The 12483-nt window shown below is 39.8% G+C and carries 11 protein-coding genes; 5 read left to right on the top strand and 6 right to left on the bottom strand.

The window, feature by feature from the left end; genetic code table 11:
* Positions 1-50: 50 nt before the first annotated feature.
* The 3 genes from B3600_RS02175 to B3600_RS02165 form a co-directional block, all read right to left on the bottom strand.
* Positions 51-509, bottom strand: a complete 459-nt coding sequence (locus B3600_RS02175) for a GyrI-like domain-containing protein (RefSeq protein WP_046673474.1) — start codon at positions 507-509, stop codon at positions 51-53.
* 61 nt (positions 510-570) lie between these two features.
* Complete coding sequence (locus B3600_RS02170) at positions 571-1428, bottom strand: DUF6265 family protein (RefSeq protein ID WP_112374103.1); 858 nt, start codon at positions 1426-1428, stop codon at positions 571-573.
* A gap of 31 nt (positions 1429-1459) precedes the next feature.
* Positions 1460-2017 carry a DUF4256 domain-containing protein gene (locus B3600_RS02165; protein WP_070564004.1) on the bottom strand — a complete coding sequence of 186 codons (558 nt, stop codon included), beginning with the start codon at positions 2015-2017 and terminating at the stop codon, positions 1460-1462.
* Positions 2018-2150: 133 nt separating this feature from the next.
* On the opposite strand from B3600_RS02165, the gene B3600_RS02160 reads away from it, so the two are divergent.
* Positions 2151-3020: a DUF808 domain-containing protein gene (locus tag B3600_RS02160; protein WP_286751930.1), complete on the top strand. Its 870-nt coding sequence runs from the start codon at positions 2151-2153 to the stop codon at positions 3018-3020.
* Between the two features lie 66 nt (positions 3021-3086).
* Here the strand turns inward: B3600_RS02160 and B3600_RS02155 are convergent, their stop codons facing one another.
* The 3 genes from B3600_RS02155 to acnA all read right to left on the bottom strand — a co-directional run bounded on the left by B3600_RS02155 (position 3087) and on the right by acnA (position 8234).
* A complete protein-coding gene (locus B3600_RS02155; protein ID WP_286751929.1) occupies positions 3087-4472 on the bottom strand; it encodes a WG repeat-containing protein in 1386 nt (461 codons plus the stop codon).
* 139 nt (positions 4473-4611) lie between these two features.
* Positions 4612-5178 (bottom strand): pentapeptide repeat-containing protein, encoded by a 567-nt coding sequence (locus B3600_RS02150; RefSeq protein ID WP_286751928.1) that lies wholly within the window; start codon positions 5176-5178, stop codon positions 4612-4614.
* A gap of 287 nt (positions 5179-5465) precedes the next feature.
* Positions 5466-8234: an aconitate hydratase AcnA gene (gene acnA / locus B3600_RS02145; protein WP_236560202.1), complete on the bottom strand. Its 2769-nt coding sequence runs from the start codon at positions 8232-8234 to the stop codon at positions 5466-5468.
* Positions 8235-8467: 233 nt separating this feature from the next.
* On the opposite strand from acnA, the gene B3600_RS02140 reads away from it, so the two are divergent.
* The 4 genes from B3600_RS02140 (at position 8468) to B3600_RS02125 (ending at position 12432) form a co-directional block, all read left to right on the top strand.
* On the top strand, positions 8468-8998 hold the full coding sequence (locus B3600_RS02140; RefSeq protein ID WP_286751927.1) for a TlpA family protein disulfide reductase: 531 nt from the start codon (positions 8468-8470) through the stop codon (positions 8996-8998).
* Positions 8999-9111: 113 nt separating this feature from the next.
* Entirely contained in the window at positions 9112-10053 is a 942-nt protein-coding gene (gene metA / locus B3600_RS02135; protein ID WP_112374108.1) for a homoserine O-acetyltransferase MetA, read from the top strand.
* Positions 10054-10113: 60 nt separating this feature from the next.
* Entirely contained in the window at positions 10114-10323 is a 210-nt protein-coding gene (locus tag B3600_RS02130; RefSeq protein ID WP_046673330.1) for a hypothetical protein, read from the top strand.
* A 105-nt stretch (positions 10324-10428) separates the two neighbouring features.
* Positions 10429-12432 carry a M13 family metallopeptidase gene (locus B3600_RS02125; protein ID WP_286751926.1) on the top strand — a complete coding sequence of 668 codons (2004 nt, stop codon included), beginning with the start codon at positions 10429-10431 and terminating at the stop codon, positions 12430-12432.
* Positions 12433-12483 lie beyond the last annotated feature (51 nt).

Genomic DNA, 12483 nt, shown 5'->3' with positions numbered 1-12483 from the left:
AAAATAAACGATAAATACCTTAACACATACGTTTTGTTACGATAAAGACCCTAATGAATGCCTATGTATATATCCACCTTTGCATCGTGTGGGTTTTGGGCTTTTTCGCCATATATTTCGAGGTCTGCGGCATACGTTCTGGGTAAATCCGAACGCCATATCCTTTGCCAAGTTTCATAAACGATGCCATCTTCCAAATTTCCTTCTGCTGTAAAATGTCGGTAATGGTTTTCAGCGATATGAATACCGTCCAAGTCTTCGGGTAGTTCTTCAAGATTGCTGACTTTACAGCCTAATAAAGTCGTATAAGGCAATGTGTGATCTTTTTCATATTCGGTATAGATACAATAGAGTTCGCTGGATATCTTGTTGGGAATACGGCTCAACACATCTTCTTTAAAAAAGCGGGCCCAAAGTTCTGGAATGTCTTTCGCCGCCTGCCCATTTTGGTTGCTTGTACGGATGGCAAGACCTATTATACTGAATGAAGGGATTATTTTATTATTCATTTCGCTTAGTTTTCCCCAAAGTTAGATCGGCCAATGACAACCCTATGTCATGACCAAAGGGCTAATGTTGTTTTTTCCAGATTTTATCTACTTGGGACAGATATTCTGCCAAGGCAGCTGAACCATACCAGGGGTAAAACGAAGCTTCTAAGAGGCCGTTTTTTATCGCTGGATCGTTCTCTAAAATATGCTTTGCCGCATCAGTTGAAGCCATGTTATTTAAGATAAAAAGGCCCCGAAAGTTGTCGTCATTTTTTCCAAATGGGCCAGCAACAATCAATTGTCCATTTTTTACGAGACGATTGATATTTTCCATGTGACCTTTGAAACATTCATTAATGAATTGTTTGTCTGTTGTTTTATTCTCGCCAGTTTTGAGGAGGACAAAGATGTAGGATTTCATTCCATAATCATCAGCCCCCAATTTTTTTGCGAGCTCTTGATCGTAATTTGGGTTTCCTTCAGTCGTGGTCGGTGCAATTCTGCTCGCATAAAAAGACCTGGCTCTTCCCGATTTTCCTTCCACTACAATGTGAAGTCGGTTTGTGGCGACTGGTGTGTACCGAATGTAATTGGGGAAATCATGGGCCTCATTGATAAACGAATAGGTACTATCCTGATAACTTAGCTCAAAATTGACTTCTTTTCCATGGTTTTGTCCGATGACCAGTGCTGTGTATACAACTTTATCCTTTATTTTGGTCAATTTTAGGTATTCACTGACGATCTTTTGCCCATTTTTCAACGTATAGGAAAGTCCCTTTAATTCGTGTTCATTTATACGATCCCATTGTTCGTATTGCTCTTTATTGTCCACCTTCCATGTCCCTTCCAAGAACGATGGAAAAGATACTTGTGAAAAAAGCGGTTGGGCAGCTCCCCAGCAAAAGAGCAGGGTGGCTATTACAATTGTTTTCATATAGGTTTTAAATTTTGAAGGTTAGGGACTTTTAAAGAAAAAGTATGCAGCGAAATCCACGTGCGGCATAATAGGAGATTGCGCCATTATGATAGGTAAAGACTTGGTTGTAACGTCGGTCACAGAATAAGGCACCTCCAAGCTTGCGGATGGCATCTGGTGTTTGTATCCAGCTGGAAGTTTTTAAATCAAATTCACCTAATTGTTGAAGTTGGCGATATTGTTCTTCATTCAGTAGCTCAGTCCCCATTTTCTTAGCTTCTTCCACAGCATTCCCAATAGGCTTGTTTTCTTTCCTTTCATCCATGGCTCTTTGGTCAAAACAGAGGCTTCTTCTTCCTTTGGGACTTTCTTCAGCACAATCCACAAAAGCATACTGTTCTTTGTTTGCGTCAATCAGAATAAGGTCGGGTTCGCCAGCGCTCTTTTCCATTTGGAACAAGCTCCATAATTTCTTGGGATTTTCAAGTAATTTATGCGCAACATCATCCCAACTGATCTGTGGATGTCTTTTAGGAAATTTCTGAAACCTTTGTTTTAGTGTTTCAAGTAGCATTGACTGTTCCTGCAGTGTAAGTGAATTTTTCATAACGGTTGTCCTTGTGGTATTAAAATTACGTATTTAAATCAAATGTAATGTAGCTTAATATTACAAATGGATTAAATTCTTTAGTTCAAAATTGAATTAAATTTATATTTTTACGTTCAATTTTTATATAAATATGGCTTCAGGAATATTTGCAATACTAGATGATATTGCAGCGTTGATGGATGATGTAGCAGTGGCGAGCAAAATCGCAACAAAAAAAACTGCTGGAATCTTAGGTGACGATTTAGCGGTAAATGCAGAGAAAGCGACTGGTTTTTTGGCTTCACGTGAGCTCCCAGTTTTATGGGCAATTACAAAGGGTTCGCTGCTCAATAAGTTGATCATTGTACCTATTGCTTTATTACTGAACGTCTTTTTTCCAATTGCCATCAAATATATTTTAATTTTGGGTGGTTTCTACCTTGCTTTTGAAGGTGTTGAAAAGATTATTGAATACCTGTTTCACCGCAAACATGCTACAGAAGAAACGAAAGTAGAGACTGTCGTTGCTGAAAACTCAGTTGCTGTTGAAAAAGCGAAGGTAAAATCGGCTATCACGACAGATTTTATTCTTTCCGTGGAGATCGTCATTATCGCTTTAGGAACAGTTCTTGGAAAAAGCTTGTCCTTACAAATTATTACGGTTTCGGTTGTTGCTTTTTTAGCCACAGTTGGAGTCTATGGTATTGTGGCACTTATCGTTCGGATGGACGATGCGGGTTATAAATTGATTAAAACCTCCCGTGAGAAAGGCCCTGTAGCGAGTCTAGGTCGTTTTTTAGTCCGCGCACTGCCTTTTGTTATCAAGTTATTGGCTGTGGTTGGTACATTTGCTTTAATTTTGGTTTCAGGCGGAATATTTGCGCATTATATTGATTTCTTACATCACGCGCTACCCGATCTGCCAAGCATGCTAAAAGAGCTGTTATTTGGCCTAGGTGGAGGCATAATTGTGGTGATTTTATTTACGATCGGCAAAATGCTGTTTAAAAAGAAAAAATAACCTTATACTGATCATTGATGATCAGCAACCAAAAAAGGCAANNTTGCCTTTTTTGGTTGCTGATGTTTAAATTATATCTGTTGCCTCTGCCGCAGCATCTATTTCCACACGTTCGCCTTTTGTATTAATCAAAATTACATCGTCCGAATCCGCTAATGAAACAGAAGCCACGCCATCGCTGAACGAGGTAGCTCCACTGTATATAAATGGTATTGCAACTTTTCCCTGACCATCTAAATACCCATACTTTCCACCTTTGCTTGCAAGGAAAAGATTGGGTTCTTCGGTAATTGAAATCAAATCGTAGTCGGGCGCAACGATTTTATTGGTCTTAATATCAGTAAGATTATACTTGTCGTTTTCAATGCTGACGAAATGCGTTGCATTGTTTTCAGAAATAAAGCTATACGTTGCCGGGACAATTATTTTACCCGCTTGATTCAATATGCCATATTTATCTTTCACTTGAAATACAGCATAGCCCCCGTTAATGAATGATATCATATCATAATTTGCTGGGATCAAAATTTTACCAGACTTATCCATGACCCCATATTTTTCGTTTAGTCCAAAAACCAGTTGGCCAAGATGGTCATCGTAACCTAAATAATCGTATCGGAAGGGGAGGATTGGTTTACCGGTGAGATTAATGGCACCATATTTTTCATCTTTATATTGAACTATACTCAGGTCGCCAACAAATGGAGCAATGTAAAGGTATTGTGCTGGCACAATTGTTTTTTCATCGCCGTCTTTTACCCCCAAAAGGCTAGTTGCAGCATCTTCAAATAAATAGAGATTTTCAGCAATCTGGTTGCTATCTTCCGCATCCTCTTCGTCATCATAAATTGATGCTACTTGTTCATAATCCTCAGGTACAATAAAATCCTTTTCGTCCAGTTGGCTATCGGTGATGTTCTGCGCAATCATATTCATGCCAAGCGGTGTTGTTAGCTGCAGCACAGCCCCAGGTATTTTTTTGAACAGATCAAAGCCCTCCCAATAGGCGACTGGCAGTTTATCGCTATACCAAATCGATAGGGTACTGTTTTCCGCGTTATCTTCCGAAATAGGAATTTCTACCTGCGCTAGTTTGCAGGGATAACCAGCGATCATTTTCGTCTGGTTTGGGACGAGTTTGATCGCATGTGAGCTAAGCTCATTTTCTTTCACGACATATTTTGCCAGTCCTGGGTATAATATAACCGATTGCTCTTCATTTTTTTTAACGAAAAAGATGGACTCTTCGCCGTCTCCGGAAGCCGATACAACTTTTATTTTATCATTGTTAACATAAGCTTCGTAGACAGAAACTGGAGCTGCTTGCGCTTCTTCGCTGGGATCGACGGAATAGGTAATGGCATAGTTGATCTTGAATGCTTTATTGATTTGTGCAAACGACATGCTGCTGGCCGCCAAGATAGCTACGAACGATAGGGATATTTTTTTCATCTTCTTAAACTTTGAAAGACAAATATCCTGATTCAATGTAAGGTGTTATATCCCTGAAATCCGTTATTTAATGATAAATCGAAATCGAGCCGATCTCATGCAACGATCTTCAGGCCCTTATCAAACCCCAGTCTGAGATTTAATCGATGGCCAACTGATATTTAAGCAATAGTCCAGGCAGCTGTTCCCGACCAAATTTACTTTTTTTCATGCGATTGGCCTCGGGATCGAGCTGGATGTTGATGGAGGACCGAAAATCACAGCCTTCGAGATTGCTTTGTATAAAACGGGCATTTAACAAATTCGCTTTTCTAAACACCGCCTGTTGCAGATTAGCTCGTTCAAAATCCACATGTTGCAACGAACAGTGATCAAACTGAAATTTCTTTATATTTCGTTCAAAAAAAGAGGAGTAATCCAATACCGAGTTGCTGAAATTAACATGAAAGGAAAATGAACTACATTCATTAAAGTGTATACCTAGCATTTTGCAGTCATTAAAGACAACATGATCTAGTTGTGTGCCCTTCAGACTGACATTGGATAGATTACACGATTTAAATTCACAATTTGTGAAAATGAGGTCTAACAGTTCCGCGCTCTGAAAATCACATTGCTCAAAAGTGCATTTGTAAAATTCCTGGATTTGTTTCAGTTCAGGAGTCCATGTTTGGTTCGTGATTGTTTGTTCGATAAGTTCTTTCATTCTGTATGCTGTTGGCATTGATCTTAGCGAAAATAAACAATTCTCCCGAATGATTTTACTTTAAAATGAAGTGAATGCGCTACATCCGCTTATATGCAAAATACCTGATTTCAGGGATAAAAAGGGTAATTTTTTCCAACTATATTTGGCATAGCCATAAAACATAATTCTGGGGGCAAGACTGAAGTATTGTAGAACTCTGGTAGGTTTTAATATAGTTGTTAAAGGGCACCCTATAGAGTGCCCTTTACTTTTTTAGCTATTTCGATTCTTCAATTTGCCGAATATTAGTTGTTTTTTAAATATTGCCGTAGCACATATTGCAGAATACCGTCATTCTTAAAATACTCGATTTCAATGGCAGAATCGAGTCTTGCTTTCACTTGAAATGTGGTTGTTTTTCCATTGTCATGCACCGCCTTTACCGAGAGGAGTTTATGGGGTGTTAAATCGTTCGCAAGTCCCGTGATGCTATAGACTTCTGTTCCATCTAGTCCTAATTTCTCTGCATTTTCGTCATTGATAAACACAAGTGGTGCTACCCCCATACCGACAAGATTACTTCGGTGAATACGCTCAAAACTTTCAGCAATAACCGCACGTACGCCGAGCAGAAATGTTCCCTTTGCAGCCCAATCTCTTGAAGAGCCCGAACCATACTCTTTTCCAGCCAGCACAATGAGTGCAGTGTTGTTTTTTCGATATTCCATTGCGGTTTCATATACCGTCTTCACCTCATTGCTTGGGAAATAACGGCTAAATCCACCTTCACGATCAGTAATTTTGTTTTTAATACGCACATTGGCAAATGTTCCACGCATCATAACTTCGTGGTTCCCACGTCTAGATCCATACGAATTAAAATCTTCTTTACTTACCTGATGTGCGCTGAGGTATTGCCCAGCCGCAGTTTCTTCTTTGAATGACCCTGCAGGTGAGATATGATCCGTTGTAACCGAATCACCAAGATAAAGTAACACCCTTGCATTTTGGATGTCTTGTATCGGATTTGGTACAGCCTGTAAATTTTCAAAAAAGGGCGATTCTTTAATGTAGGTAGACGTGTTGTCCCACTGGTAATTTTGATCCAGATTCACTTCAAGTTCTTGCCAGTCTGTTGAACCATCGAAGATGACATCATAAACTTCTTGAAAATCCGATTGTTTGACGCAGGCATTGACGGTTTCCATAATATCCTCGCGGCTCGGCCAAATATCTTTCAGATATACGGGCTCACCATTCGGGTCGTAGTCGAGCGGCTCCTCCAAGAGATTAATATCAACTCTTCCGACTAACGCATAGGCAACAACAAGCATCGGCGACATTAAAAAGTTCATTTTTACCTGAGGATGCACACGCGCCTCAAAATTTCGGTTACCAGACAATACCGATGCGACAATGAGTTCACCTTTTTCCACTGCCTCTGCTATTTGTGGTGGAAGAGGACCCGAGTTTCCAATACAGGAGGTACAACCGTAACCCACCGTGTGAAAACGCAGGGCATCGAGATCAGCACTAAGTCCTGATCTTTCAAGGTATTGTGTAACGACTTTTGAACCAGGGGCTAAGGAGGTCTTTACCCAGGATTTGGTCCGCAGTCCACGCTCGATAGCGTTACGGGCCAATAATCCTGCGCCGATCATCACAGTAGGGTTCGACGTATTGGTACAGCTTGTTATGGCGGCAATGGCAATACTGCCATCACTGACAATATATTCTTTATGATTGTGCTTGATGCGCACAGCATGAATAGACTCTTGGATAACTTCATGCGGTGAATCATGTTCAATAGGTACCTTACCAAAGGTAAACTCCGTACCAGACCCGCCGTCGGCAAGCCAAGCAGATTCCGATCGCTGTAGAACAGGGATATACTGTCGATGGTGTTCGCTATCCAAGAGATGTGAAAATGTAGTTTTTAGATCTTTCACAAGAATTTTATCCTGAGGTCGCTTAGGGCCGGATACAGTTGGCTCCAGACTTGATAAATTGAATTCAACAACCGACGAATATTGAATTTCTTCCTTGCCTGTCCGCCAGAGTAAATTGCTTTTACAATAATCTTCAACAATTTTAATCTGTTCGGCACTTCGATTGGTGCTATGCATGTATTCAAGGGTTCGGTCATCGATCGGAAAATAGGTAACCGTACAGCCAAATTCTGGTGACATATTGGATATTGTCGCACGATCTGTCACCGAAAGGCTGTCCAATCCATCGCCAAATACTTCAACAAATTTGCCCACAACACCTGTATCACGAAGTATTTTTGTGATGGAAAGAACCATGTCCGTCGCGGTGCATGTCGCTGGTATTTTGCCCGTAAGTTTAAGGCCGATAACCTCGGGGCAGGTGAAAAAGATGGGTTGTCCAAGCATGGCTGCCTCGGCCTCAATACCACCAACTCCCCAACCTAATACACCAATACCATTGACCATTGGTGTATGCGAATCTGTCCCTACTAATGTGTCAGGAAAAAGCCAATTGTCACGTTCAATGACTCCTTTGGCAAGATATTCCAAGTTGACCTGATGGCAGATACCCATACCTGGGGGAACAACGGTAAAATTTTTTAATCCTTTCTGTGCCCATTTAAGGAGTTCATAACGCTCACGGTTGCGTTCATATTCCAACTCGACATTCTTGTCATACGAGTACTGTGTACCAAAGTAGTCGACCTGAACGGAATGATCAATGACCAGATCCACCGGGATAGCAGGATTTATTTTTTGTCCATCCTTGCCATGACGGATAAATTCGGCACGTAGCGATGCCATATCGACTACAGCAGGTACTCCGGTGAAATCCTGCATTAAAATTCTGGCCGGTTTGAAGGGGATATCTTTGTCAACAGGTTGTGGAGTCCAATGAATCAGGGTATTGACATGCTCGTCCGTGATACTGAATCCATCATGGTTTCGCAATACATTTTCCAGTAGTATCCGGATGCTGAACGGTAGGTGCATAACATTACCTTGAGGGAGATCTTTAATAGAACTATACTGGTAAACTTTTCCGTTAATTTCAATTTCTTGTATTGATTTCTCTTTGCTCATATTCATTTACTTATTTTCATACTATATAATATACATATCCCTAAATTTGTTTGTAATATCTTTTACACTTATCTTTTCGCTTTCGTATTCTAACACCGAATTTTAAACCTCCATTGCCGCTGAAAAATCCGTTAAAAAAACGCGTGAAAAAATTCGATTAATTTTCTGCTGTAAAAGCAATCAAATTAGGATACAAACGTTATGGTAATGTTTAAGCTTAGTTAAAGTGTTATATGACAAAAAAAGTAAATTATAGTCTCCTTTTATTGGTTAGTTTGTTGTTTTGCAATCCATTTTTGGTTAAAGCAAGCAAGCATTGTGTGGTCGAGAAGGAGAATAAGAGCAGAACCGAAGGATACAATCTTAGTTTTAGGGACAGTAAAAACAATATATTGAGCCTAAACCAGCTCAAAGGAAAAGTTGTGGTTATTAATTTATGGGCGACATGGTGTCCACCATGTCTTGCTGAGATGCCTTCCTTGGATCAACTCTATAAGGACTTTAAGGGCAACGATGCTATTGTTATTTTGGCTGTCGATATCGATGGAAATCTTAGCGCTTCGCGGAAGTTTATGGCGAAAAGAAAATATAGTCTACCGGTCTATCAATTAAATTCGGCTTTACCCAAAGAATTGAGTACCACAAGCATACCAACAACGATTATTTTGGATAAGGCTGGTAAGCTGGTCATTAAACACGTAGGTGGAATGAACTTTGGGTCACAGAAATTCAGAAAATCCCTATTGGATTTAAGCAAGGAATAGCTTTTGGTCTTGGAGACTATAACAATATAATGGAAGATAATTTATGTTTCATTTAGCATTTATGGCATTTTCTTGCTAATTTTGCATGCTAATTGTATAAGGAGAAATTATCTATGCCGGTCAAACTTCCTAATAACCTTCCTGCCATTGAGCTGTTGAAAAAGGAGAATATATTTGTCATGAGTGATTTAAGAGCAAATGAGCAGGATATCAGACCGCTTCGTGTTTTGGTACTGAACTTAATGCCGCTTAAAATTACGACAGAGACAGATTTTATTCGTTTGCTGTCAAATAATCCTTTGCAGGTGGAAATGGAATTTTTGCGACTTGAAACGCATGTTTCAAAGAATACCCCCGAAGAGCATTTGGAAATGTTTTACAAGAGCTTGACCGAGGTTAAGGAGAATTTCTACGACGGAATGATTATTACGGGGGCTCCAGTTGAAATGGTTGCTTTTGAGGAAGTGACCTACTGGGATGAAATTCAGACCATCTTTGACTGGGCAAGGACCCATGTAACATCAAGTTTGTATATCTGTTGGGCGTCTCAAGCTGCATTGTATCATTTCTATGGTGTAGAGAAGAAGCCATTAACGGAAAAACTTTTTGGTGTATTTAAGCACACTGCGTTAAACAAAAGACATCCTTTATTCCGTGGATTTGACGATGAGTTCTTTATACCGCACAGCCGCCATACAACAATTGAGAAGGATGATCTCCTGGTAAAAGAGGGTTTAGAAATTCTTTCAGAATCGCCAGAAGCCGGTATTGCTATCGTTTCTTCACGCGGGGGACGCGAGTTTTATTTGACGGGACATTCAGAATATGCTCCTTTTACACTGGATGAAGAGTATAAAAGAGACTTAGAAAAAGGGCAGGAGATTGCTATGCCGGCAAATTATTATGTTGATGACAACCCCGAAAATCGCCCTCTGGTGCGCTGGACAAGTCATGCGAATCTTCTTTTCAATAATTGGTTGAATTACTTTGTGTATCAAGAAACTCCTTTTGATCTAAAAGACGTGGTTTATTTAGGCGAGATCAAACAAGGATAATTTAATTCCTTCAAACAAAAACAGCTAAAAGAGTATTCTATTCATATGAAGTGATTAAATATGAAAAAGACTGCTTTAATAGTTTGTCCTGTTTTTTCAGTTTTTTTACTGAAAGCACAGGTTACCCTGGAAGAGAATCAAAAGCTTAAAGAAGCGAATGGGACGTTATGGTATGCTAATCCGTGGATTTGGATTGCCGGTGTCGCACTGTTTCTACTGATTTTTATCCTTGTACTACGTAAATCAACACGCAATAAAACCAAGACTTAATTATCCCCATTAATTTTAGTTGCGATTAGAATCCCAATTGTTGCATTAACAATAGAAGAACTTTGCTTAAGTTTGTGTATAGCGATAGACAAACTAAATTTTTATATGAAGAAAAATCTACTTTTAGCAGCTTTGTTGACCTGCGGCTCATTGGCGGGCCAAGCGCAAAACAACGCAATCAATGTGAGTTACATGGACAAGAGTGTTCGTCCTCAAGATGACTTTTATAATTTTGTGAATGGACACTGGATGAAAACAGTCAAAATACCCTCTGATAAAGCACGTTGGGGTTCTTTCGACGAATTGCGTGAAAACACCGATATTGCTACGTTGAAGGTCTTGCAAGAATCGCTAACTGGACAATTCCAAAAGGGTACAGACAATCAGAAGATAGGTGATTTGTATAAATCATTTGTGGATATGAAAACACGTAATAAACTTGGTTTAGAACCTGTTAAACCTTATCTTGCTAAAATTGCAGCAATTAAAAATTTTGATGATTTATACAACTATCTTGTTGAGGTAGCACCGATTGGTGGAAATCCTTTTTTTAGTGGCTATGTATATGCGCATCTTAAAAATTCCGATGTTAATACAGTATACCTCGGCGGAGGAAGTCTGGGGCTTGGACGTTCTTATTATCAAGTAAAAGATAAGAAGAACGAAGAAACGTTAACGGATTATTCAAATTATATTTCTGCACTTTATGCTAAATCAGGCCAAATTACGAAGGATTTAAAAGGTCCAAAAATTGTCGCCTTTGAAAAGCAGCTGGCGGCAAACCTTAAAACCGTTGAGCAATCACGCGATGCAAATGGGCGATATAATCCGATCGCTGTAGCCGATCTAAAAAAGATTGTGAAAAACGTCGATATTGCAAAGTACCTAAAGGATGTCGGTTTTAAGGCTGATACTGTTATTGTACCGGAAATAAAGTATTACGAAAATTTGGATCGGGTTTTCAACCCTGAAAATCTACCGGTGATCAAAGAGCTATTGACATTTCATATTTTAAATAATGCAGCGTCATATACTACACAGGAGTTAAATGATCTGTATTTTGATTTCTGGGGTCGTAAGTTAAAAGGACAAAAGGAGCAGCGTGCTTTGGATAAGCGCGGTGTGGAATTTGTCAATTCGATCGCAGGTGAGTTATTAGGGAAATTATATGTGAAAGAAAACTTCCCTCCAAAGGCCAAAGCTGAAGCGGAAGAGCTTGTAAGCTATCTCGTTAAATCTTTCGGGCAGCATATCAAGGGATTGACTTGGATGTCGGATGAAACGAAAGTAAAGGCATTGGACAAACTGGCTAAGTTTAAAGTTAAAATTGGTTACCCGGATAAATGGAAAGATTTTAGCAAACTTGATGTTGGGGCATCGTTGTATGAAAATGTATTGGCTTCAAGTAAATGGGCATTTTACCAGAATTTGGCGAAACAAGATAAGCCAGTGGACAAATCTGAATGGGGGATGACTCCACAGACTGTGAACGCTTACTATAGTCCACTGTTTAATGAGATTGTCTTTCCAGCAGCGATTCTTCAGCCGCCATTCTATGATTATAAAGCTGATGCTGCAGTTAATTTCGGCGGTATTGGTGCGGTAATTGGTCACGAACTTTCGCACGGATTTGACGACCAGGGTGCGAAATACGATGGAAATGGAAACCTGAACAACTGGTGGAGCGACAGCGATAAGGCGAAATTTGAAGCAGCGGCTGATGCTTTGGTACGTCAGTTTGAATCCTACGAACCTGTACCAGGTGTGTTTGTGAACGGTCGTTTTACATTGGGGGAAAATATTGGGGATTTAGGTGGTTCATCAGTGGCTTTTGATGCATTGCAACTTTATCTGAACGATAAGGGAAATCCTGGATTAATAGATGGTTTTACACAGGACCAGCGCTTTTTCCTTTCCTGGGCAACGATTTGGAGAACGAAAACTACCGATGAGTTTGTGGTCAATCAAGTGAAAACTGATCCGCATTCTCCAGCACAGTACCGTGCTTTTGCCCCGATCATTAACCTAGATGCTTTCCATAAAGCTTGGGATACAAAGAACGGCGACAAAATGTTTGTTCCGGTCGATAAACGTATCAAAATTTGGTAGGTTTCAGGCATGTTTAATGAAAAACGGGTGTATCTCACATGAGCATACACC

Origin of the sequence: Sphingobacterium sp. UBA2480 (genome assembly GCF_002341965.1) — a bacterium.
Classification (GTDB): Bacteria; Bacteroidota; Bacteroidia; order Sphingobacteriales; family Sphingobacteriaceae; genus Sphingobacterium; species Sphingobacterium multivorum.
This window is presented reverse-complemented; position numbering and strand designations above follow the sequence as displayed.

Bases quoted from the DNA above. Each gene is read 5' to 3' on its own strand.
- B3600_RS02170 (WP_112374103.1), bottom strand. From the start codon at position 1,428: ATGAAAACAATTGTAATAGCCACCCTGCTCTTTTGCTGGGGAGCTGCC.
- B3600_RS02155 (WP_286751929.1), bottom strand. From the start codon at position 4,472: ATGAAAAAAATATCCCTATCGTTCGTAGCTATCTTGGCGGCCAGCAGC.
- B3600_RS02165 (WP_070564004.1), bottom strand. From the start codon at position 2,017: ATGAAAAATTCACTTACACTGCAGGAACAGTCAATGCTACTTGAAACA.
- metA (WP_112374108.1), top strand. From the start codon at position 9,112: ATGCCGGTCAAACTTCCTAATAACCTTCCTGCCATTGAGCTGTTGAAA.
- B3600_RS02175 (WP_046673474.1), bottom strand. From the start codon at position 509: ATGAATAATAAAATAATCCCTTCATTCAGTATAATAGGTCTTGCCATC.
- B3600_RS02130 (WP_046673330.1), top strand. From the start codon at position 10,114: ATGAAAAAGACTGCTTTAATAGTTTGTCCTGTTTTTTCAGTTTTTTTA.
- B3600_RS02150 (WP_286751928.1), bottom strand. From the start codon at position 5,178: ATGAAAGAACTTATCGAACAAACAATCACGAACCAAACATGGACTCCT.
- B3600_RS02160 (WP_286751930.1), top strand. From the start codon at position 2,151: ATGGCTTCAGGAATATTTGCAATACTAGATGATATTGCAGCGTTGATG.
- B3600_RS02140 (WP_286751927.1), top strand. From the start codon at position 8,468: ATGACAAAAAAAGTAAATTATAGTCTCCTTTTATTGGTTAGTTTGTTG.
- acnA (WP_236560202.1), bottom strand. From the start codon at position 8,234: ATGAGCAAAGAGAAATCAATACAAGAAATTGAAATTAACGGAAAAGTT.
- B3600_RS02125 (WP_286751926.1), top strand. From the start codon at position 10,429: ATGAAGAAAAATCTACTTTTAGCAGCTTTGTTGACCTGCGGCTCATTG.